Genomic DNA, 21,557 nt, shown 5'->3' on the forward strand with positions numbered 1-21,557 from the left:
CATTAATGTTTATTGAAGAGGAAAATAAATGAAACTAAAAAATACATATAAACAAGATAAAATATCAAGTATATTTGAAAAAATATTTTTTGTTTGCGCAGTAGTTTCTATTATTAGTGTAGTTGTGATAAGTTTATACATGATTATTTCAGGATTCCCTGCAATAAAAGATGTAGGGCTTTTTCATTTCTTGTTTGGGACAGAATGGAATCCAACAGGAAGTAACCCAAGCTTTGGTATTTTACCGATGATACTTTCAAGTATATGTGCTACTCTTGGTGCAATAATAATAGGAGTTCCCGTGGGAGTATTAACAGCAGTATTCTTAAGTGAAGTAGCAAACAAAAAAGTTGCTAATATTATAAGACCATTTATTGAAATTCTTGCTGGTATACCTTCTGTAATTTACGGGTTTGTAGGATTAATATTGGTTGTACCTTTTATTGCTAATGTATTTAATTTATCATACGGAGCATGTTTGTTTACAGGTATGCTTGTACTTGCGATAATGATACTTCCTACAATCGTAACAATAAGTGAAGATAGTTTAAGAGCTCTTCCAAATGAATATAAAGAAGCTTCTTTAGGTCTTGGCGCAACAAAAATGCAAACAATTTTTAAAATATTAATTCCTGCTGCAAGAAGCGGTATTACAACAGGGGTTGTTCTAGGTATTGGCAGAGCGATCGGGGAAACAATGGCAGTTATTATGGTAACGGGAAACAGCGTTAACTTACCAAAATTATTCGGTTCAGTTAGACTGATGACAAGCGGTATCGTATCTGAAATGTCATATGCCGTTGGAACTCATAGAGATGCATTATTTGCAATAGGTCTTGTATTGTTCATTTTCATTATGATAATAAACTTTGTTTTAAATATGATTTTAAATAAAGCAGATAAAAAATACGATTAAGGACAGGAGGGTAATATGAAAAATAAAAAGTTAAGAATTAGTGATACTATACTAAGACTCTTAGTTATTTTATGTGCGGGATTTACAGCATTACTTGCCTTGTCTTTAGTTCTATATGTTTTATTTAAAGGCGTAGGCAGCATAAACTGGGAAATGCTTACAACATCTCCGAGCGAACTTAAAGGAACAGTTGGGGTTCTTCCAATGATTGTAAATACTCTTTATATGATAGTACTTACACTTATCGTATCTGTTCCAATAGGAATCGGAAGTGCAATATACCTTAATGAATATGCAAAGAAAGACAGCAAAATCGTAAGACTTGTTGAATTCACAACACAAACTCTTGCGGGTATACCTTCAATTATTTACGGTTTGTTTGGATATATGTTCTTTTCTATATTCTGTGGTTTTGGTGTTTCAATTTTATCAGGAGCTTTAACTCTTGCGATTATGGTTCTTCCTACTTTAATAAGAACTACACAAGAAGCTTTAAGCAGTGTGCCTGATATGTACAGAGAAGGTGCTCTTGGTATGGGAGCAAGAAAAATTCATTTAATAAGAACTATTTTACTTCCATGTTCAATGCCTGGTATCGTAACAGCTGTAATTTTAAGTATAGGTAAAGTCGTAGGAGAAAGTGCAGCTTTGATATTTACATCAGGTATGGGATATATGTTAACAGACGGAGTAATAAGTCATATATTTAAAAGCGGTGCAACACTTACCGTTCAACTTTATTTATATGCATCACGTGGAGAAAACTTATCAGTATGTTTTGCCCTTGCAAGTATACTTATAGTTATTGTTTTAATAATAAATGTATCAGCGAGATTGCTTTCAAAGAAATTGGAGGCTAAGTAGGAGGAAAAATGGAAAAGAGAAAAAAGATTATTACTAAAGATATGAATCTTTATTATTCAGAAAACCATGCTTTAAAAAATATAAACATGGATATTTTAGAAAATGAAGTAGTATCATTAATAGGTCCAAGTGGATGCGGTAAGTCTACATATTTAAAAAGTTTAAATAGAATGAATGATTTGGTAGATGGAGTAAAAATTACCGGGGAAATATTAATTGATAATGAAAATATATATGATAATGATATTGATGTAACATTGCTTAGAAAAAAAGTAGGTATGGTATTCCAAAAACCAAACCCATTCCCAATGAGCATATATGATAACATTGCTTATGGTCCGAGAGTTCACGGAATAAAAAATAAAAGCGAACTTGATGAAATTGTAGAAAGAAGTTTAAGAGGTGCTGCTTTATTTGATGAAGTAAAAGACAGACTTAAAAAATCTGCTTTTGGTTTATCAGGTGGTCAACAACAAAGACTTTGTATTGCCAGAGCATTGGCAGTTGAACCTGAAATTCTTCTTATGGATGAACCGACTTCAGCTTTAGACCCTATTTCTACAATGAAGATAGAGGAATTGGTATTTGACCTTAAAAAGAAATATACTGTTGTAATTGTAACTCATAATATGCAACAGGCTGCAAGAATTTCTGATAAAACAGCATTTTTCTTGCTTGGAGAATTAATTGAATACAATAAAACTTCTTCTTTGTTTGCTAATCCAAAGCATCCAAAAACAGAAGAATACATAACAGGAAGATTTGGTTGATACTTAACTATAACTTATCAAACAGGAAGGAGAAATATATAAATGAGTGCAAGAAGAAGATTTGATGAAGAACTTGGTTTATTACATAATGAGCTTATTGAAATGGGTTCTATGATTGAAAAGGCAATAAAGTCTTCATTTGAAGCAATTGAAAGTGATGATGAAGATATTGCAAGAGATATTATTGAAAATGATAAAGCAATAAATGAAATGGAAAGAAAAATCGAAGCAAGATGCCTTAAATTAATTTTAAGACAACAGCCCGTTGCTTCCGATTTAAGACTTATATCAACGGCTATGAAGATGATTACCGATATGGAAAGAATAGGTGACCATGCTGCTGATATAGCATCAATCTGCATACCTGACGAAAGAGAAAAAAATCAAGAAAAATTTAAAATTGTAGATGAAAAGATTATACAAATGTCAAACATAGATTTGGAAATGGTTGCTTCGAGCATTTCTGCTTTTGTCAACGACAATTTGGAACTTGCAAAAACTACCATTAAAACGGATGCCGAAGTTGACGAGTTGTTTTATGAAGTCAGAGATGATATAATAAAAGGGCTTAAAAATGATGAAATCTCTCCGGGACTTGCAATGGATACGTTAATGCTTATTAAGTATCTTGAAAGAATAGGAGACCATGCGACAAATATTTGTGAATGGGTAATCTTCTATTTGACGGGAGAACATAAAAACAAAAAATTATTGTAATAAAGGATAGTGAAAATTATGGGAAATTATATTTATGTAGTTGAGGATGATAACAATATAAGCGAATTATTGAAATGTTCATTGGAAGCATTTAATTTTTACGTAAAAGTATACGAAAATTGTGAAGACATGATGGTTGCATTAAAAGAGGAAAAACCTAAATTAATGCTTCTTGATATTATGCTTCCAGGAATGAGCGGCATAGATGCATTAAAACTACTTAAAAACAGTAAAAAATATAAAGAAATTCCCATAATTATTCTAAGTGCAAAAAGCAGTGAAATAGACAAAGTAAATGCTTTAGAGCTTGGTGCCGACGATTATGTTACTAAACCTTTCTCTGTTTTAGAGCTTTCTTCAAGAATTAAAAGCGTGCTTAGAAGAAGTTATAAAGAGGAAAATAATATATTGAGTTATAAAGACATAACCATAGATAAAGAAAATTATTTGGTTACACATTCCGGAGAAGAAGTGGTTCTTACGAAGAAAGAATATAAAATACTTCTTTATATGTTTGAAAACGAAGGAAGGGTAGTAACCAGAGAAGAACTTTTGAACGAAGTATGGGGATATGATTTTGAAGGTGAAAGTCGTACTCTTGATATGCATATGAAAACTTTAAGAAATAAAATCGGAAGCGAAGACGATAAGTATAAGTATATAAAAACCGTTAGAGGAATAGGTTATAAATTAGGATAATGAGAAAATTCGTATTTGTAAGAAGTTTTCTTGTAGGTCTTATTTGTACTTTAATACTTAGTTTGTCCTTCTTTTTCGTATTATCCAAAAATCAAGATAATGGCTATCATACTACAATAGAATCTTTCCTTCATACCGTTAAAGAAACCTACGAATTTAGTACTGATTATGAAAAAGACGCAGAATATTTAGAAGCAATTTCAACCGATAATTACAGAGTAACAATTATTTCTCCTAATGGAACTGTTTTGGCTGATTCAACACACAAAGAACTTACCGAAAATCATAAAAATAGAGAAGAAGTTAAACAGGCACTTAAAGAAGGAGAAGGTTATTCCATAAGAAGTTCTTCAACTCTTGATAAAAAAGTTATGTATGGGGCTATTGTGTTAAAGAATGGTAACATTTTGAGAGTCATGGTTTCTATGGGTACAATTTACAGTAATTTGGCTACAAAAATTATTATATTTATTTTAGCTATAGTAATTTCTTTTATTATATCTTGGGTTGCAGCGAGGAAGTTTGCGAACGACTCCATAAAACCTTTTGGAAGTGCCGTTGATATATATAAAAAAGAATTTTTTGCAAATGCCTCTCATGAGCTTAAAACTCCCATTACTTCAATAAGAGGATTTGCAGAGCTTATTTCTTCCGGGCTTATAAATGATAAAGATAAGATAATTGAATACAGCACGACAATAAAAAGAGAAGCCATAAGGATGGATACAATGGTAGAAGAAATACTTAAGTTATCCAGCCTTGAAGATATAGATGAAAATGAAATGCCTCTTGAAAAATTAAATGTTGCAGAAATTATAAAAGAAGCAGTTGAAGTTCTTGATTATAAGTTATACGAAAAGAAAATCATAACAAATGTAGATGTGCATGATGTATATATCGAAAGTGTGCATGAAGATATATTAAGAGTTTTTACAAATCTTATTGAAAACGGCATTAAGTATAATAAAGATAACGGAAAGATATATATTTCTTTACGTAAAGTAAAAAATAAAGCTGTTATTACTATTAAAGATACCGGAATAGGAATAAAAGAAGAAGATCTTCCTCACATTTTTGAAAGATTTTATCGTGTTGATAAAAGCAGAAATAGAAAGGTTGAAGGGACGGGTCTTGGGCTTTCTATAGTTAAAAGAATAGTTATGAAATACAAAGGTGAAATAAGTGTTAAATCTACCTATAACGTTGGTACGGAATTTATTATAAAATTTGATGCAGTAACAAAATAGACAAAGCAAAATGCTTTGTCTATTTTTTAATTTTTTGAGTTTTTTTATAAAAATCACATAAGTCTTTTAACATACATTCACTACATTTTGGATTTCTTGCACTACATACTTTTCTTCCGTGCCATATAATCCAGTGATGTGCATCAGACCAATATTCTTTAGGGATTTTCTTCATTAAAGATTGTTCAGTCTTTAATACATCGTCGCTTTTTGCAAGACCTAATCTATTAGATACCCTTTGAACGTGAGTATCAACAGCTATTGCAGGAATTCCAAAAGCATTAGACATTACAACATTTGCTGTTTTTCTGCCTACACCGTTTAATTTTATAAGTTCTTCCATTGTGCTTGGAACTTCTTCATTGTATTTATCGCAAAGAGTAAAGCAAGTTTTCATTATGTTTTTTGCTTTTGTGTTTGAAAGACCACAACTTTTTATGTATTCATGAAGTTTCTCTTCGCCAAGCTCTAAAATTTCTCCCGGAGTGTTTGCGGCTTTAAATAATTCTTTTGTAACTATATTAACTCTTTCATCTGTGCACTGAGCAGAGAGAATTGTTGCGATTAAAAGTTCAAAAGGAGAATTAAAATTAAGCCCGCATTTATATTCTCCGTATTCTTTACTTAATATATCTATTATTTCTAATGTTTCTTTTTTTGTTTTCATAAAAATTACCTTAACTTTTATTACCTTTTTTAATTTTTTATTTATTGTATCATAGAGTAAAAAAATTGGAACAATAAATATGAAATAAATAAGAAAGGAAAATAAAAATGAGAAGAAATACAATGACAATGCTTACGAGCTTAACTACCGGTATGATAGCGGGGATAGGGCTTGCTTCTTATGTTTCATCTAACAAAGAACTTAAAAAGCCCGTAAGGAAAATGAAAAATGCAGTTGAAAAGGCTGCAAAAGAGGCAGTAAACGAAATACAGGATATGACAATGAAAAACTAATGATAAAAGAGTTTTAATATTTATATTAAAACTCTTTTAAATATTATATAAGTTAATTAAAGATTTTGTGTATTCCATTAAATCAATTGTATATTTTTCAAATTGTAATTCATCTATGTTATTATTTATTTTTAAATTAAAAAATGAATTAAGAATATTTTTATCTTCATTTTCTATTTTTTCCATTAAATCAATATTTTTATGTATGTATTTATTGGTTTTTAAATAATATTTAGCTTTTATGCAAAAAGACATTGATTTATAAAGTGAAAGTAAAATGTCACTGCTTTTTTCATATAAAAAATTATGAACTGTCATGTGATAGGTATTACAAGCATTTAGTAACACTGCACGTTTTATATCTTCATTTTTTATAAGAGGTTTTAAAAATTCTAAACTTTTGTATATTGGAAGTGTATCAAAATAAAACTGAAAAAGGTCTGATTTTTCCCAGTTTTTTATTTCTTCAATTCCTGAGATAAAACCGCAAAATAAATTATTATGTTCTAATGAAGATATTATTTCTTTATAAGTTTTTAAATCATTTATTGATAATTTATCTAAAATCACAACAATGTCAATATCACTGTTTTCATTTGCTTCTTTTCTTGCTCTGCTTCCTTGAAGTCCCAAAAATATAAGTCTATTTTTAAATTCTTCTATAAGTTTATTTTTTAATGTTTTTAAAACTACATTTACATCAATCATTCTTAACCTCCTTATATCAGTGTTATATTATTATATTATAAAATAATTATAATAAATAAAAAAATGTTTACTTTTTATAGTCATAGTGCTATTATTTATGCGGATGGTATTCTTTTGAAACTATACCGAGAAAAATATTAATAGTCTTCAATCTACCTAATTGCTATAAAGCTTTTATCGAAAGAAAGAGACTTTTGACTATCAAAAGGAAGAAAAGAAGAATGAAAATCGGATTTATTGGTGCCGGCAAAGTAGGCGTAAGTCTTGGAAAATATTTTGCTATGCACGAAAAAAAAGTAATGGGGTATTATAGTAATACTCCCTCTTCTGCAGTTGATGCTGCAAATTTTACAAATACTAATTATTTTAATTCTTTGGAAGATATTATATCTTTCTGTGATATTTTATTTTTGACTGTTCCTGATTCAAAGATAAAAGAAGTATGGGAACAAATATGTAAATTTGATATAGAAAATAAAATATTTTCTCATTGTAGCGGAGCTATGTCTTCTGCTGTCTTTCAAAAGTGTGACCAAGACATTCTTGGTTTTTCCATTCATCCAATGTATGCTTTCAGCGATAAGTATACTTCTTACAAAGATCTTTCAAAGGCTTACTTTACAATTGAAGGAAACGAAAAGAGAATTAATGTTATTAAGGATTTTTTTGAAAGCCTTGGAAATCATGTAAAAATCATTCCAAAAGACAATAAAACCAAATATCATTTATCTTGCGTTTTTGCGAGTAATTTAGTTGTAGCTTTGTTTTATAAGAGTATAAAAATTCTTATGGAAACAGGGTTTACTTTTGATGAAGCTAAAAATGCACTACTTCCTCTTTTTATGAATAATGCAGAGAATATTGCTTCAAAAGGTGTAATAAATGCATTAAGCGGTCCAATTGAAAGGAACGATGTAAAAACAGTAAAAGAGCATTTATCTGTTATAAACGGAAGTGAAAAGGATATTTATAAATTGTTGTCCAAGGAGCTTATTGATGTTGCAATGAAAAAAGATAATACAAAAGATTATTGCAATATGAAAAAAATTATTAAAGAGGAATAAGAGGATGAAAAACACAGTAACAACATTCAAAAAACAAAAAGAAGAAAATAGTAAGATTTCCATGCTTACGGCTTATGATTATTCAATGGCAAAATTAATCGATCAGGCAGGTATTAACGGGATTTTAGTAGGGGATTCACTTGGTAATGTAATCCTTGGTTATGAAGATACAATACCTGTCACTATGGAAGATATGATCCACCACGGAAGAGCCGTTGCAAGAGGGGCAAAAGATGCATTGGTTGTTATAGATATGCCTTTCATGTCATATCAAACAAGTGTATATGATGCAGTTAAAAATGCAGGAAGACTTATGAAAGAAGGGCTTGGAGATGCCGTTAAACTTGAAGGCGGCAGGGAAGTATGTGAACAGATAAAAGCAATAACTTCTGCCGGTATACCTGTAATGGCACATCTTGGATTAACACCACAAAGCATTAATGCATTCGGTGGATTTAAGATACAAGGAAGAGATGAACAAAGAGCAAAACAAATTCTTGAAGATGCTTTATTGGTTGAAGAAGCTGGAGCATTTGCAATTGTTCTTGAATGTGTTCCGGAAAAATTAGCAAAACTTATTACAGAAAAAGTAAATATTCCAACAATTGGAATAGGTGCAGGAAAATACTGCGACGGACAAATTTTGGTTTATCAAGATATGCTTGGAATGTTTTCTGACTTTACACCAAAGTTTGTAAAAAAATACGCAAACATAGGCGAAATAATGCAGGATGCATTTAGAACTTATCATAAAGAAATAAATGAGGGTAAATTCCCTATGGAAGAAAATACATATAAAATTGATGATGAAGTTATAGAAAAATTATATTAATTATGGAGAGAAATATGAAAGTAGTACATAAAATCAGTGAAGTAAGAGAAATTGTAAATAAATGGAAAAGAGAAGGGCTTAGCGTTGGGCTTGTTCCTACAATGGGTTATCTTCATGAAGGACATCAAAGCTTAATTAAAAAAGCCGTAGAACAAAATGACAGAGTAGTTGTAAGCGTATTTGTAAATCCTATGCAATTTGGTGAAAACGAAGATTTAGCAAGCTACCCAAGAGATCTTGAAAAAGATACAAATTTATGTGAAGAAACAGGAGCAGATTTAATTTTTAATCCAACACCTGAAGAAATGTATCCTGAAGGTTTTTGTTCGTATGTTGATATGAACGGACTTACAAAAGAACTTTGCGGAAAAAGTAGACCTATTCATTTTAGAGGTGTTATGACTGTTGTAAGTAAGCTGTTTAATATCGTTACACCTAATAAAGCATACTTTGGAATGAAAGATGCACAACAGCTTCTTATAATAAAAAGAATGGTAAAAGATTTAAGTTTTGGTATAGAAATAGTAGGATGTCCAATAGTAAGAGAAGAAGATGGTCTTGCTAAGAGTTCAAGAAACACTTATTTAAGTGAAGAAGAAAGAAAAGCAGCTTTGATATTATATAAAACAATTAATTTAGGTAAGAAACTTCTTGAAGAAGGTGAAAGAGACAGCGCTGTTTTACTTTCAAAGATGAAAGAAAACATAAATAAAGAACCACTTGCAAAAATTGATTATGTTGAAGCAGTCGATATTGAAAAGGTAGAAAAAGTGGATAAAATCGAAGGTACGGTTCTTGTTGCAATGGCTGTATATATTGGCAAAACAAGATTAATTGACAACTTTGTGTTTGAGTGTTAGGAGGAATATAAAAATATGTTACTGAATATGTTAAAAGGAAAAATTCACAGAGCAACAGTTGTTCAAGCAGAGCTTGATTATGTAGGAAGTATTACTGTTGATGAAGAACTTCTTGAAAAAGCCGGAATATATGAATATGAAAAGGTTCAAATTGTAGATGTAAATAACGGAAGTAGATTTGAAACTTACACAATTGCTGGAAAAAGAGGCAGTGGTATGATATGCTTAAATGGAGCCGCAGCAAGAGAAGTTCAAGTAGGGGATAAAATTATAATAATGGCTTATGCAAACATGAGTCCTGAAGAGGTAAAAGATAATCCTCCGAAAGTGCTTTTTGTTGATGAAGATAATAAAATAAAAAGAATAACAAGATATGAAAAACACGGGCTCTTAACGGAGGATATGATTAATGAATAAAATTTTAGAGGGTAAAGTAGTAACCCTTGGTATAACGGGCAGTATTGCTGCTTATAAAATGGCAAATGTTGCCAGTATGCTTATAAAATTAGGTGCTGAAGTTCATGTAATAATGACTAAAAATGCAACTAATTTTATAAATCCAATAACATTTGAAACTTTAACAAATACAAAATGCCTTGTTGATACATTCGATAGAAATTTTGAATTTCATGTGTCTCATGTAAATCTTGGTCAAAAATCAGATGTAATGCTTATTGCACCTGCAAGTGCAAATATTATTGCAAAAATGGCTTATGGAATAGCAGATGATATGTTATCAACTACTGTTTTGGCAGCTACTTGCAAAAAGATAGTATCTCCTGCAATGAATACACATATGTACCATAATCAAATAGTTCAAGATAACATAGAAAAATTAAAAGAATATGGTTTTGAAATAATAGAGCCTGCAAAAGGCATGCTAGCGTGTAGAGACATTGGAGACGGTAAACTTCCTGATGAACAGACTCTTGTAAATTATGTATTAAAAGAAATAGCTCATGAAAAAGATTTACAAGGTATGAATGTTATGGTTACGGCAGGAGCTACAATGGAAGCTATAGACCCTGTAAGATACATAACAAATCATTCAAGCGGTAAAATGGGATATGCAATTGCAAGAAATGCAATGTTAAGAGGTGCAAAGGTAACTTTAGTAAGTGCCAATAGCAGTGAAGAAGTTCCTCCTTTTGTTGAATTAATTAAAGTCAAAAGCGCAAAAGATATGTTTGAAGCTGTAAAAGAAAAGAGCAGTGATATGGATTTTATCATTAAGGCTGCTGCAGTTTCTGATTATACGCCTATTGATGTAAGTGATGAAAAAATAAAGAAAAAAGATGGAGATCTTTCCATAAAACTAAAAAGAACAGATGATATTTTGATGTATCTTGGAGAAAATAAAAAACAAAATCAAGTTTTATGTGGTTTTGCAATGGAAACTCAAAACTTAATAGATAATGCAAAAGCTAAATTAAAAAAGAAAAATGCTGATATTATAGTGGCTAACTGCTTAAAAGAAGAGGGAGCAGGTTTTAAGGGTGATACAAATAAAGTGACATTCCTTACAAAAGACAATATTGAGAAAAAAGAGCTTATGAGTAAATATGAAGTAAGCGAGATTTTACTTGATAAATTAATTGAAATAAAAAATAAAAAGACCGATTAATCGGTCTTTTTTAAATATGCATCAATAAATAAATCAATATCTCCGTCCATTACTGATTGAACGTTTGATGTTTCGGCTTTAGTCCTATGGTCTTTTACCATGCTGTATGGGTGGAAAACATATGAGCGAATTTGATTTCCCCATGCGATTTGTCCATAGTCGCCTTTTATTTCATCAAGTTTTTCTTTATGTTCTTCCATTAATATTTTGTATAGTTTACCCTTTAAAATCTTCATCGCTGTTTCTTTGTTTTGGAACTGGCTTCTTTCGTTTTGGCATGATACTACGATTTTTGTAGGAAGATGAGTTATTCTAACAGCTGAGTCGGTTTTGTTTACATGTTGTCCTCCTGCTCCTCCTGAGCGGTAAGTATCTATTTTTAAATCACTTGGATTGATTTCAAGGTTTATATCTTCTTTTATTTCCGGTTCTACATCTACTGATGCAAAAGAAGTATGTCTTCTGTTGTTGCTGTCAAAAGGTGAGATTCTTACAAGTCGATGTACCCCTTTTTCGCTTTTTAAATATCCGTAAGCATTTTCTCCCTTAATAAGAATCGTAACACTTTTTATTCCTGCAACATCCCCCGATAACTCTTCGAGAATTTTTATTTTAAAATTTCTCTTTTCTGCAAATCTTACAAACATTCTATATAGCATTTCTGCCCAGTCTTGGCTTTCTGTTCCTCCTGCTCCTGGGTGAATTGAAAGAATGGCATTGTTTGAATCGTATTCTCCTGATAAAAGAGTTGTTAGTGCAAAATTATTTACATCTTTTTTTAGCATGTTTAATTCTTTTAAGGTATTATCTGCTTCTGTTTCTATGAATTCTTCACTTAACATTTCCATTATAATGCTGATATCTTCTTTTTTGTTTTCAAGAGATGTAAATGATGTTATTTGTGATTTTAAAGTTTTAACGTCCTTTAAAATTTGATTTGCATTTTCGCTGTCATTCCAAAAATTTTCATCATTCATTAAGCTTTCTTTTTCTTTTAGATTTTGTTGTAAACTTTCAATGTTAACGGAGTTTGATAAATCATCAAGTTCCTTTGATATATCATTAAGTAAATTTTTTAATTCAATTAATTCAGTCATTTTATTACTTCCTTTTAAATATTAAATTTATTATATATTATATGACGATATTAAACAATACTATCGTTAAAATGCTTTAATGCAATTAAAGTTTGATTATTGTTTCCTTTTATAAAAAACAGCTGTTAATAAATAATTTGTAACATGATTACAATTGTTTATTAGTTGAATATGTAAAGGTTACACATTTAAAAAGATAATCATGTTTGTTTAAAAGATGTAAATTTTTATGACCTTTTTTTTTCTTTTTTTATGAAAGTACTTGTAATTATATTTTTTATCATATATAATTTTTTTAGTAAAAATCAAGTGTTATATAAAACAAGGAGAGATTACAAATGTTATATTTAATCGATGATGCTAATATCGAAAGCATTAAAACAATTACTCAATATTTCCCAATTACAGGGGTAACAACAAATCCAAGCATTATTGCTGCAAACGGAGAAAATGTTTATAAAAAAATTAAAGAAATAAGAGACGTTATTGGTCCTGACTGTGAACTTCATGCTCAAGTTTTAGCTTCAACTTGTGATGAAATCGTACAAGAAGCAATTAGACTTAGAGATGCTGTAGGCGGAAAATTCTTTGTAAAAGTTCCTGTAACAGGTGAAGGTTTAAAATCAATCAGCGTTCTTAAAGAACTTGGCTTTGGTGTAACAGCTACAGCTATCTTTACAGCTCAACAAGCTTTACTTGCTGCTACAGCAGGTGCTGACTATGTAGCTCCATATGTAAACAGAATAGATAATTTCTCTTCTGACGGTATCGGAGTTGTTGCTGACATCGTTGAATTATTCGATATGTACGGAAAAGATACAAAAGTATTAGCTGCAAGCTTCAAAAATACACAACAAGTTCACAATGTAGCTATGGCTGGTTCTCATGCTGCAACAATCAGCTGTGATTTATTTGAAAAATTAATCTATCATCCACTTACAACAGCTGCAATTATGGAATTTGAAGAAAAAGGTGCAGAATTCTATACATACGAAGAAAAATAGTATGTTAAATAAAAAAATCAGGCGGATTTTTATCCGCCTTTTTTATTTGCAAAATTATAAAAAATAATGTATATTTAAGATTTCTTACTTTAGGGTAGAAAAGTGAGAAAAATATTGTATAATGGTTTAAATGGAAAGTGGAGGAGAAAAATGAAGAGTAATTTAAAAGTAAGTTTAGTTAGATACACTCCTGAACCTGTAAAGACTGTGGCAATGGCTGCTAAGCTTTGTTATTCAAAGGTTGGGGTTGAAGATATAAGTGAAAAAATGAGTAATGAAGATGCTGAAAAATTTGTAAAGATGCTTATGGGATTTTCTCATATGTCACCCCTTGAACATATAAGCTTTTCTTTTGCAATAGAAGGAGTAAGCAGAACTTTAACTCATCAACTTGTTAGACATAGAATTGCAAGTTATTCTCAACAATCACAAAGATATGTTGACGAAAACGAGTTTGATTATATAATACCTCCTCAAATCGAAAAAGACGAAGAAGCCTTAAAAGTATTTGAGGAAAGTATGAGTATGATTCAATCTTCATACGAAAAGCTAAGAGATGTTCTAACAAAAAATGTTACAAAACAAATTATGGACGAAGACGGACTTGAAGAAAGCGAAGCTAGAAAAAAAGCCGTTAAACTTGCAAATGAAGATGCAAGATTTGTTTTGCCTGGAGCTTGTGAAACAAAGATTATAACTACAATGAACGCAAGACAACTTCTTCATTTCTTTGAAGAGAGAACATGTGTAAGAGCTCAATGGGAAATAAGAGAACTTGCGACACAGATGTTAAAACTTGTTAAAGAAGTTTGTCCTGTTATTTTTGAAAGTGCAGGTCCTGGATGTGTAAAAGGCGGCTGTCCGGAAGGAAAGATGACTTGCGGAAAAGCAAAAGAAATAAGAGAAAAATTTAAAAATTTATAGAGGTAAGATATGAGTAATTATGAAAGAGTAAGCGGACGTAATGCCGTAAGAGAAACTTTAAAATCAGGAAGAAACATAAATAAATTATATATTAGCGAAAACCATGATTCTGGACTTGTTAACATAATTAAAATGGCAAAAAGCAAAGGTATTTCAATACAAAAAACAAACAGACATAAACTTGACAGCATTGCAGGGAATCCTCATCATCAAGGAGTTATTGCTCTTTGCTCTCCTGTTGAAACAGTATCTTTAAGAGAGCTTACAGATAAGCTTAATAAAAAAGAGGGAAAACCTCTTGTTGTAATTCTTGATAATATAACAGACCCTCATAATGCAGGGGCAATAATCAGAAGTGCGTACTGCGCAGGTGCTGACGGTGTAATTATGCAAAACAGAAGAAGTGCATCAATAGGGGAAGGTATGTATAAATCTTCTGCAGGTGCTTTAGAATATATCGATATATGCGAAGTGTCAAATATATCGCAGACAATAGATGCATTAAAAAAGGAAGGACTTTTTGTTGTAGGTCTTGATATGGACGGAGAAAATTATTACGATATCGATTATGATATGCCTCTTGCCATAGTTGTAGGTGCAGAGGGTAAGGGACTTGGAAGACTTGTTAAAGAAAAATGCGACTTTATAAGTTCTATTCCACTAAAAAATAATTTTGACTCGTTAAATGCTTCTGTTGCAGCGGGAATTGTTTTATTTGAAGCGGTAAAATGCAGATAGAAAACAGCACTTTTAAGGTGCTGTTTTTTTATAATATATTGCTAACTTATGGACTTAAACAATATAAAATGATAGAATAGTCTAAATATAATTATGAAAGGAGAATAGAATCAAAAATGAACGATGACGATAGTGACGCGGCGAACAAACCGATACCTCTGATAGTGCGTTTTATATATTTTAGATATAAAAAAGAATGATAGAAATAAATATCGAATAAAAAAAACGTATTTAGGAGGTAAGATTATGAAAAGTTCGATAATATTAATGATTTTATTACAAATTGTTTTAATTGCGTTAAATGCTGTATTTGCCTGTGCTGAAATTGCCGTTATATCCATGAACGATAACAAGCTTGAAAAAATGGCGGCAAAAGGAGATAAAAGGGCAATAAGACTTTCAAAATTAACCGAGCAGCCTGCAAGATTTTTAGCAACAATTCAAGTTGCAATTACTCTTTCCGGATTTTTGGGCAGTGCTTTTGCTGCGGAAAACTTTTCTGATGGGTTGGTTAATTTAGCTGTGAAATTAGGGGTGCCAGTTTCCCCAAGCGTTTTAGATTCTATCTCTGTAATTTTGATTACAATTATATTGTCTTACGTAACTCTTATTTTTGGTGAGCTTGTTCCAAAAAGAGTTGCTATGAAAAAAGCAGAATCTTTGGCTCTTGGTATGTCAGGGCTTACATATTCTATTTCAAAGATATTTGCGCCTTTGGTAAGTATGCTTACTGCGTCAACAAACTTTGTTTTAAGGCTTATAGGTATTGATCCTGAGGAAGAAGACGAAGATGTCAGCGAAGAAGAAATAAGAATGATGGTTGATGTGGGAAGCGAAAAGGGGACTATTGACCATGAAGAAAGAGAATTCATTCAAAATGTTTTTGAATTTGATGATTTATCTGCTGATGAAATATTAACACATAGAACTGATGTTATTACTCTTGATATGGAAGAAAGTCTTGAAAAGTGGAAAGAGATTATATTTAATACAAAGCATACTCTTTATCCTGTTTGTGACGGTTCAATAGATAAAATTATTGGAGTTCTTGATTCAAAGAAATATTTTCGTTTGGAAGATAAAAATATTGAAACTATAATAGAAAATACCATGTCAAAAGCATATTATGTTCCTGATACAATAAAAGCAGATGATTTATTCAGAAATATGAGAAAAACAGGCAATACAATGGCTGTTGTTTTAGATGAGTACGGTGGAACTGCCGGGATAATTACAATAAATGACTTGGTAGAACAGCTTGTTGGAGACCTTGAAGAAGATAATGAGATTGTAAAAATAGATGATGTAACATGTAAAGTAAAGGGAATTGCCTCTTTAGACGAGCTTTCAAAACAAATGGGTGTATCATTATCTACCGAAGAATACGACACAATCGGAGGGCTAATATTCCATGTTCTTCAAAGTATTCCGGAAAAAGGAGAAAATATTGAATTTGATTTTGAAGGAATAAAAGTAATGGATGTTAAAATATATGACCATAAAGTAGTAAGTGCGGTTGTAAAGAAAAATTCACCGAATGAAGAAGATAAAGATAATGAATAAATTAAAGACTCTAAAAAATTTAGAGTCTTTTTAAATTATATAATTTGTCATTCCTTCATAGTTAAAGGAAGCATTAATCACTTTTTTATATATTGCATTATTATTTATTTCACTGGTTAGTGCATTTTTAATTAAATTCATTATTTCTTTTTCGTTAATAGGTGAGATAATCATTGCATTAAGATATTCATTTTTAGGAATTTTATCCCATCTTACAATAACATTTAATTTTTCTTTAAGCATAAAATCAAGCCATATTCTCATTGCTCTGCCGTTTCCTTCTTTAAAAGGATGTGTGATATTCATTTCTATATATTTTTTATTATTTTTTCATAAGAATCAATAGGCATATTATCAATAATTCTTAAACTTTCATTTAAAAATTTTACAGGTGCAAATTTAAAATTTCCTTTAGATAAATCTACACTGCGTATTTTTCCCGCAAAAGAAAATACATCCATAAACAGATATCTATGGATTTGAATTAATTCGATGGTTTTACCGTTTATTTGATTTATTTTTAATGTGTTTTCATAAAGTTGTAATGCTCTTTGTTTTGAAAAAATTTCTTCTTTTTCTATGTTCATTTTTACCTCTGTTTTATTATATCATTAAAATTTATGTTAGAAATAAATATCAAAAAAATACATTTAATTTTGTAAGAAAAAAATTTTTTTAAGATAAAAAAAGAAATAAAAATTAATATAATTAAAACGTTATTATATGTTAAATTAAACGCATATTTCGTTGACTTTATTAGTGTAATTTTATATAATAAACAAAAATACTTTTAACTTAGCACGAGAGGCTAAAAAGGTTATATCCGATTTATGAGTAGCTTGATGGACAAGCTATGCATTTTTTGCGAATACCTGGCCTAAGTGCAGGTATTTTTTTATAAATATCGGAGGTATAAAACAATGTTAAAAGGTCGCAATTTGATTGAGCCAACGAATTTTACTGTAGAAGAATTAGATGAAATATTTGAGCTTGCTAATGATATTCTTAAAGACGAAAAGAAGTATGTTAACGTATGTCATGGGAAATTATTGGCAAGCCTTTTTTATGAGCCGTCAACAAGAACAAAATTTTCTTTTGACGCAGCCATGTATAGATTAGGTGGAAATGTACTTGGTTTTTCAGACCCAAATACATCAAGTACATCAAAAGGTGAATCTCTTGCAGATACAACAGTTGTAATTTCAAATTATGTTGATATTATCGTTGCAAGACACCCAAGAGAAGGTACTGCAAAGCTTATGAGCGAACATTCAAGTGTTCCGGTAATTAACGCAGGAGACGGTGGACACCAACATCCGACACAAACATTAACAGACCTTCTTACAATTCAGTACTATAAACATAGATTTAATAATTTAAAAATCGGTGTTTGTGGGGACTTGATGTTTGGAAGAACAATTCACTCTTTGGTAAAAGCAATGTCAAGATATGAAAATATAGAGTTTGTATTTATTTCTCCAAAAGAACTTGCTATGCCTGAATATATTAAAGAGGAAATCGAAGGAAAAGTTAAATACTCTGAAACAAATTCTCTTGATGAAGTAATAGGTGATTTAGACGTACTTTATATGTCAAGAGTACAAAGAGAAAGATTTGTAAACGAAGAAGAATATTTAAGACTTAAAGATTATTTCATACTTACAAAAGAAAAACTTGAAAATGCAAAAGAAGATATGATAGTTATGCATCCACTTCCAAGAGTAAACGAAATTTCAACAGATGTTGACAGTGATAAAAGGGCTGTATACTTTATGCAAGGAAGACTTGGAATGTATGTAAGAATGGCTCTTATAATGAAATTATTGGGGGTAAGTTTAGATGATTAATGTTTCAATGTTAAAACAAGGTATTGTTATTGACCATATAAAAGTAAATCATGGTTATGAAGTTTTTAAACAACTTAAACTTGATGAAATAGATGATGTTATTGTTCTTATGAGAAATATTCCAAGTCATAAAATGGGAAGAAAAGACATTATTAAAATAGAAACAGACTTAAAACTTGACCTTACAATACTTGGATTAATTGACCCAAACATTACAGTAAGCTACATTAAAGACGGAAAAAGAATAAAAAAAGTTCAACCTAAATTACCTGAAGTTGTAGAAGGTATTTTAAAATGCAAAAACCCAAGATGTATTACTCAATATGAAAAGGTAGAAAATATTAAATTCTATCTTGCAAATGCAGAAAAAAGAGAATATAGATGTTCATACTGTGATTCAAAAACAACATTGGTTGAACATAAATAAGGAGAGATATGAAAACATTATTTACTGACGGTGTACTAATTGATGCAACCAAAACAGTAAAAGAAGATGTTTTGGTTGAAGATGGAAAAATAATAAAAGTTGGAAAAGATATTGATAAAACGAACTGCGAAGTAATTGACTTAAAAGGTAAAACATTACTTCCTGCCTTTATAGATATGCATTCTCATTTTAGAGACCCTGGATATACCTATAAAGAAGATATTGAAACCGGTATGAAAGCAAGCGTTAAAGGCGGATATAGCGTTGTTTGCACTATGGCAAACACAAAGCCTGTTTGTGATAATACGGAAGTTTTACAATATGTTAAAGAAAAATCAGAAAAAGTAGGTTTAAATAAAGTAATCCAAATTAGTGCAATCGGAAAAGACCTTGAAGATAAAGAGTTTGTAGATATAAAAGAAAATATGAAATACACAAACCTTTTCTCAAATGACGGAAAAACAATTTTCAGCGATGAATTTATGGAAGAGGCTTTGAAAAAATCCACAGAATATGGTTTCCATTTACTAACTCATTGCCAGCCTGAAGAAGAAATAATCGAAAGAGATATGAAACTTCTTGAAAAGGTTGGAGGAAATCTTCATGTATGCCATATCAGTACAAAGAAATCTTTAGAGCTTATAAAAGCAGCAAAGGAAAAAGGATTAACGGTAACTTGTGAGGTTGCACCACATCATTTATTTGCCGACAGCCTTTCTTATAGAGTAAATCCTTCTTTTGCAACACCTAAAGACAGAATGGCACTTATAGAAGGAGTAAGGAATAACGATATAGATATTCTTGCAATAGACCATGCTCCTCATTCAAAAGAAGATAAAGAAAAAGGAGCTCCGGGAATTGACAATATCGAAGTTGCTTTTTCTATGTACTATAAAGTATTCTTTGATAATGATATCAGCATAAATAGATTAAGCGAAATGATAAGTTTAAATCCGGCAAAGAAAATAGGTTTAAACAAAGGTTTAATTAAAGAAGGTTACGATGCAGATTTGGTTGTTGTTGATACTGACTATGAAGGCGTTATAAACAAAGACGAATTTATTTCAAAATCAAACAACACACCTTTTAATAAAGAAAAAATTAAGGGCAAAGTTTTAATGACATTTGTCGGGGGAGAAAAGAAATATGAAGCTGATAGATAAATTATATGAAAGAAGCAAGAAAAACATGGCTGTATGTTTGGGGCTTGATACAAAAGAAGCATTTTTACCTGAATATATAAGCAAAATGGATATATCTTTAGGAGAAAAGTATTTTTTGTTTAATAAAGCTATAATAGATGCCACAAAAGATATTGTAGCTTGTTATAAAGTTCAAATTGCTTGTTATGAAGCTCTTGGAATGGACGGGCTTAACGCATATCAAAAAACACTTAAATATATAAGAGAAAATGACGGCATTGTAATTGCAGACATAAAAAGAGGAGATATTTCTTCAACTGCTGCAATGTATGCAGACGGTCATTTCAAAGGAGACTTTGAGGCTGACTTTATTACTATAAACACATATATGGGACTTGATGCAATCAGCCCATATTTTGACTATATGAAAGACGGAAATAAAGGGCTTTTCGTTTTAGTAAAAACATCTAATCCAAACGGACATCAAATTCAAGACTTGGAAGTAAAAGATGGCGAAAAAGTTTATGAAAAGATGGCTAAATACGTTGATGAGTGGGGAAGCGACTTTGTAGGAGAATGTGGATATAGCAGTGTCGGAGCTGTTGTTGGACTAACTTATCCTAAAGAATTTATAGAAGTAAAGAAATTTATGCCAAAAGCATTCTTCTTAATTCCTGGATATGGCGCTCAAGGTGGAACAGGAAAAGATATTGCGGAAATCTTCAAAGATGATATTTGCGGAGTTGTTAATTCTTCAAGAGGAATTATATCTGCACACAAAGGTAAAATCGAAGATGAAAACTTTACCGAACTTACTGTAAAAGCAGTAAAAGATATGCAAGAGGATATAGGACAATGGCTATAGTATTATTTAATGAAAAAATAAAAGATGATATCTACATGATGAAACTTGAGGGAAAGTTTGAAGGAAAAGAAGGACAGTTTTATATGCTTCGCTCTTTAAATACATTTCTTGCAAAACCTATAAGTATTCATGATATAGATGAAGAAGGTATAACTTTCTTATATCAAATAAAGGGAGAGGGTACAAAGTACTTTAAGACTCTTCAAAAAGGAATGGAACTTGATTTATTTGGTCCAAGAGGTAACGGGTTTGATATAGAAAATATCGAAAAAGACGTTACATTAATAGGCGGAGGTATAGGAACTGCTCCGCTATATTATCTATGTAAACAAATAAGAAAAAAATATCCTGATAAAAAAATAAGAGTATATCTTGGTTTTACTAAACAAGATTATCTTGTAGATGATTTTAAGAAAATTGCAGATGAAGTTATAGTTGATGTAGGCGGAATAATAACTCATAAAGTTGATTTTACAAAGGATGATATTTACTTTACTTGTGGTCCTGATATTATGATGAGAAGTGCATATGATCTTGCTAACAAAGCAGGAAGAGAAATATATGTGTCCCTTGAAAACAGAATGGCATGTGGTGTAGGAGCTTGTCTTGGATGTAATGTTGAGACTCCAAATGGAAATAAAAAAGTATGTAAAGACGGTCCTGTATTTGAAGGAAGCGAGGTATACTAA

General features: G+C 30.7%; 26 protein-coding genes. 21 read left to right on the forward strand and 5 right to left on the reverse strand.

Annotated elements, in window-relative coordinates:
- The first annotated feature begins 28 nt into the window (after positions 1-28).
- From pstC to FGQ49_RS00470, 6 genes are read left to right on the forward strand one after another with little or no spacing between them, the layout of a single operon-like run.
- Positions 29-916 (forward strand): phosphate ABC transporter permease subunit PstC, encoded by an 888-nt coding sequence (gene pstC, locus FGQ49_RS00445; protein WP_138267945.1) that lies wholly within the window; start codon positions 29-31, stop codon positions 914-916.
- A 15-nt stretch (positions 917-931) separates the two neighbouring features.
- Positions 932-1,780 (forward strand): phosphate ABC transporter permease PstA, encoded by an 849-nt coding sequence (pstA, locus tag FGQ49_RS00450; RefSeq protein ID WP_138267946.1) that lies wholly within the window; start codon positions 932-934, stop codon positions 1,778-1,780.
- An 8-nt stretch (positions 1,781-1,788) separates the two neighbouring features.
- Positions 1,789-2,550, forward strand: a complete 762-nt coding sequence (pstB, locus tag FGQ49_RS00455; RefSeq protein WP_138267947.1) for a phosphate ABC transporter ATP-binding protein PstB — start codon at positions 1,789-1,791, stop codon at positions 2,548-2,550.
- A 42-nt stretch (positions 2,551-2,592) separates the two neighbouring features.
- The gene (phoU, locus tag FGQ49_RS00460; protein ID WP_138267948.1) at positions 2,593-3,267 is read left to right on the forward strand and encodes a phosphate signaling complex protein PhoU; all 675 of its coding nucleotides are present in this window, start codon (positions 2,593-2,595) and stop codon (positions 3,265-3,267) included.
- Positions 3,268-3,285: 18 nt separating this feature from the next.
- Positions 3,286-3,966 carry a winged helix-turn-helix domain-containing protein gene (locus tag FGQ49_RS00465; protein WP_138267949.1) on the forward strand — a complete coding sequence of 227 codons (681 nt, stop codon included), beginning with the start codon at positions 3,286-3,288 and terminating at the stop codon, positions 3,964-3,966.
- Positions 3,966-5,213 carry a sensor histidine kinase gene (locus tag FGQ49_RS00470; protein WP_138267950.1) on the forward strand — a complete coding sequence of 416 codons (1,248 nt, stop codon included), beginning with the start codon at positions 3,966-3,968 and terminating at the stop codon, positions 5,211-5,213. The genes FGQ49_RS00465 and FGQ49_RS00470 overlap by 1 nt, the downstream gene beginning before the upstream one ends.
- A 19-nt stretch (positions 5,214-5,232) precedes the next feature.
- On the opposite strand, the gene nth is transcribed toward FGQ49_RS00470, so the two are convergent.
- Entirely contained in the window at positions 5,233-5,880 is a 648-nt protein-coding gene (nth, locus tag FGQ49_RS00475) for an endonuclease III (protein WP_138267951.1), read from the reverse strand.
- A 107-nt stretch (positions 5,881-5,987) separates the two neighbouring features.
- Between nth and FGQ49_RS00480 the strand changes: the two genes are divergently transcribed.
- Positions 5,988-6,173 carry a hypothetical protein gene (locus FGQ49_RS00480; protein ID WP_138267952.1) on the forward strand — a complete coding sequence of 62 codons (186 nt, stop codon included), beginning with the start codon at positions 5,988-5,990 and terminating at the stop codon, positions 6,171-6,173.
- Positions 6,174-6,209: 36 nt separating this feature from the next.
- Here the strand turns inward: FGQ49_RS00480 and FGQ49_RS00485 are convergent, their stop codons facing one another.
- Positions 6,210-6,881, reverse strand: a complete 672-nt coding sequence (locus tag FGQ49_RS00485) for a nucleotidyltransferase family protein (RefSeq protein WP_138267953.1) — start codon at positions 6,879-6,881, stop codon at positions 6,210-6,212.
- Positions 6,882-7,102: 221 nt separating this feature from the next.
- On the opposite strand from FGQ49_RS00485, the gene FGQ49_RS00490 reads away from it, so the two are divergent.
- From FGQ49_RS00490 to coaBC, 5 genes are read left to right on the forward strand one after another with little or no spacing between them, the layout of a single operon-like run.
- Positions 7,103-7,945, forward strand: a complete 843-nt coding sequence (locus FGQ49_RS00490) for a Rossmann-like and DUF2520 domain-containing protein (protein WP_243112188.1) — start codon at positions 7,103-7,105, stop codon at positions 7,943-7,945.
- 4 nt (positions 7,946-7,949) lie between these two features.
- On the forward strand, positions 7,950-8,777 hold the full coding sequence (gene panB, locus FGQ49_RS00495; protein ID WP_138267955.1) for a 3-methyl-2-oxobutanoate hydroxymethyltransferase: 828 nt from the start codon (positions 7,950-7,952) through the stop codon (positions 8,775-8,777).
- Positions 8,778-8,791: 14 nt separating this feature from the next.
- Positions 8,792-9,637: a pantoate--beta-alanine ligase gene (gene panC / locus FGQ49_RS00500; protein WP_138267956.1), complete on the forward strand. Its 846-nt coding sequence runs from the start codon at positions 8,792-8,794 to the stop codon at positions 9,635-9,637.
- Positions 9,638-9,652: 15 nt separating this feature from the next.
- A complete protein-coding gene (gene panD, locus FGQ49_RS00505; protein WP_138267957.1) occupies positions 9,653-10,054 on the forward strand; it encodes an aspartate 1-decarboxylase in 402 nt (133 codons plus the stop codon).
- A complete protein-coding gene (gene coaBC, locus FGQ49_RS00510) occupies positions 10,047-11,261 on the forward strand; it encodes a bifunctional phosphopantothenoylcysteine decarboxylase/phosphopantothenate--cysteine ligase CoaBC (protein ID WP_207734389.1) in 1,215 nt (404 codons plus the stop codon). Before panD ends, coaBC begins: the two co-directional genes overlap by 8 nt.
- Here the strand turns inward: coaBC and prfB are convergent.
- Positions 11,258-12,358 (reverse strand): peptide chain release factor 2, encoded by a 1,101-nt coding sequence (prfB, locus tag FGQ49_RS00515; protein ID WP_138267958.1) that lies wholly within the window; start codon positions 12,356-12,358, stop codon positions 11,258-11,260. The genes coaBC and prfB overlap by 4 nt on opposite strands.
- A gap of 338 nt (positions 12,359-12,696) precedes the next feature.
- On the opposite strand from prfB, the gene FGQ49_RS00520 reads away from it, so the two are divergent.
- The 4 genes from FGQ49_RS00520 (at position 12,697) to FGQ49_RS00535 (ending at position 16,587) form a co-directional block, all read left to right on the forward strand.
- A complete protein-coding gene (locus FGQ49_RS00520; protein WP_138267959.1) occupies positions 12,697-13,362 on the forward strand; it encodes a transaldolase family protein in 666 nt (221 codons plus the stop codon).
- Positions 13,363-13,512: 150 nt separating this feature from the next.
- Positions 13,513-14,286, forward strand: coding sequence for an FAD-dependent thymidylate synthase (thyX, locus tag FGQ49_RS00525; protein ID WP_138267960.1), 774 nt, complete (start codon positions 13,513-13,515; stop codon positions 14,284-14,286).
- A gap of 9 nt (positions 14,287-14,295) precedes the next feature.
- Entirely contained in the window at positions 14,296-15,024 is a 729-nt protein-coding gene (gene rlmB, locus FGQ49_RS00530) for a 23S rRNA (guanosine(2251)-2'-O)-methyltransferase RlmB (protein WP_138267961.1), read from the forward strand.
- A gap of 246 nt (positions 15,025-15,270) precedes the next feature.
- Entirely contained in the window at positions 15,271-16,587 is a 1,317-nt protein-coding gene (locus FGQ49_RS00535) for a hemolysin family protein (protein WP_171020541.1), read from the forward strand.
- A gap of 30 nt (positions 16,588-16,617) precedes the next feature.
- Here the strand turns inward: FGQ49_RS00535 and FGQ49_RS10770 are convergent, their stop codons facing one another.
- Together FGQ49_RS10770 and FGQ49_RS10775 are read right to left on the reverse strand one after the other, a co-directional pair.
- The gene (locus tag FGQ49_RS10770; protein WP_243112191.1) at positions 16,618-16,893 is read right to left on the reverse strand and encodes a hypothetical protein; all 276 of its coding nucleotides are present in this window, start codon (positions 16,891-16,893) and stop codon (positions 16,618-16,620) included.
- Between the two features lie 2 nt (positions 16,894-16,895).
- Complete coding sequence (locus tag FGQ49_RS10775) at positions 16,896-17,174, reverse strand: hypothetical protein (protein ID WP_243112193.1); 279 nt, start codon at positions 17,172-17,174, stop codon at positions 16,896-16,898.
- A 333-nt stretch (positions 17,175-17,507) separates the two neighbouring features.
- Here FGQ49_RS10775 and pyrB point away from each other — a divergent pair, with 333 nt between their 5' ends.
- From pyrB to FGQ49_RS00565, 5 genes are read left to right on the forward strand one after another with little or no spacing between them, the layout of a single operon-like run.
- Complete coding sequence (gene pyrB, locus FGQ49_RS00545) at positions 17,508-18,434, forward strand: aspartate carbamoyltransferase (RefSeq protein ID WP_138267963.1); 927 nt, start codon at positions 17,508-17,510, stop codon at positions 18,432-18,434.
- On the forward strand, positions 18,427-18,861 hold the full coding sequence (locus tag FGQ49_RS00550) for an aspartate carbamoyltransferase regulatory subunit (RefSeq protein WP_138267964.1): 435 nt from the start codon (positions 18,427-18,429) through the stop codon (positions 18,859-18,861). The genes pyrB and FGQ49_RS00550 overlap by 8 nt, the downstream gene beginning before the upstream one ends.
- Positions 18,862-18,869: 8 nt before the next feature.
- Complete coding sequence (locus FGQ49_RS00555; RefSeq protein ID WP_138267965.1) at positions 18,870-20,024, forward strand: dihydroorotase; 1,155 nt, start codon at positions 18,870-18,872, stop codon at positions 20,022-20,024.
- Positions 20,008-20,868 carry an orotidine-5'-phosphate decarboxylase gene (pyrF, locus tag FGQ49_RS00560; RefSeq protein ID WP_138267966.1) on the forward strand — a complete coding sequence of 287 codons (861 nt, stop codon included), beginning with the start codon at positions 20,008-20,010 and terminating at the stop codon, positions 20,866-20,868. Before FGQ49_RS00555 ends, pyrF begins: the two co-directional genes overlap by 17 nt.
- Positions 20,859-21,557, forward strand: a complete 699-nt coding sequence (locus FGQ49_RS00565) for a dihydroorotate dehydrogenase electron transfer subunit (protein ID WP_138267967.1) — start codon at positions 20,859-20,861, stop codon at positions 21,555-21,557. Before pyrF ends, FGQ49_RS00565 begins: the two co-directional genes overlap by 10 nt.

This window comes from Anaerofustis stercorihominis, from assembly GCF_005844425.1.
Classification (GTDB): domain Bacteria; phylum Bacillota; class Clostridia; order Eubacteriales; family Anaerofustaceae; genus Anaerofustis; species Anaerofustis butyriciformans.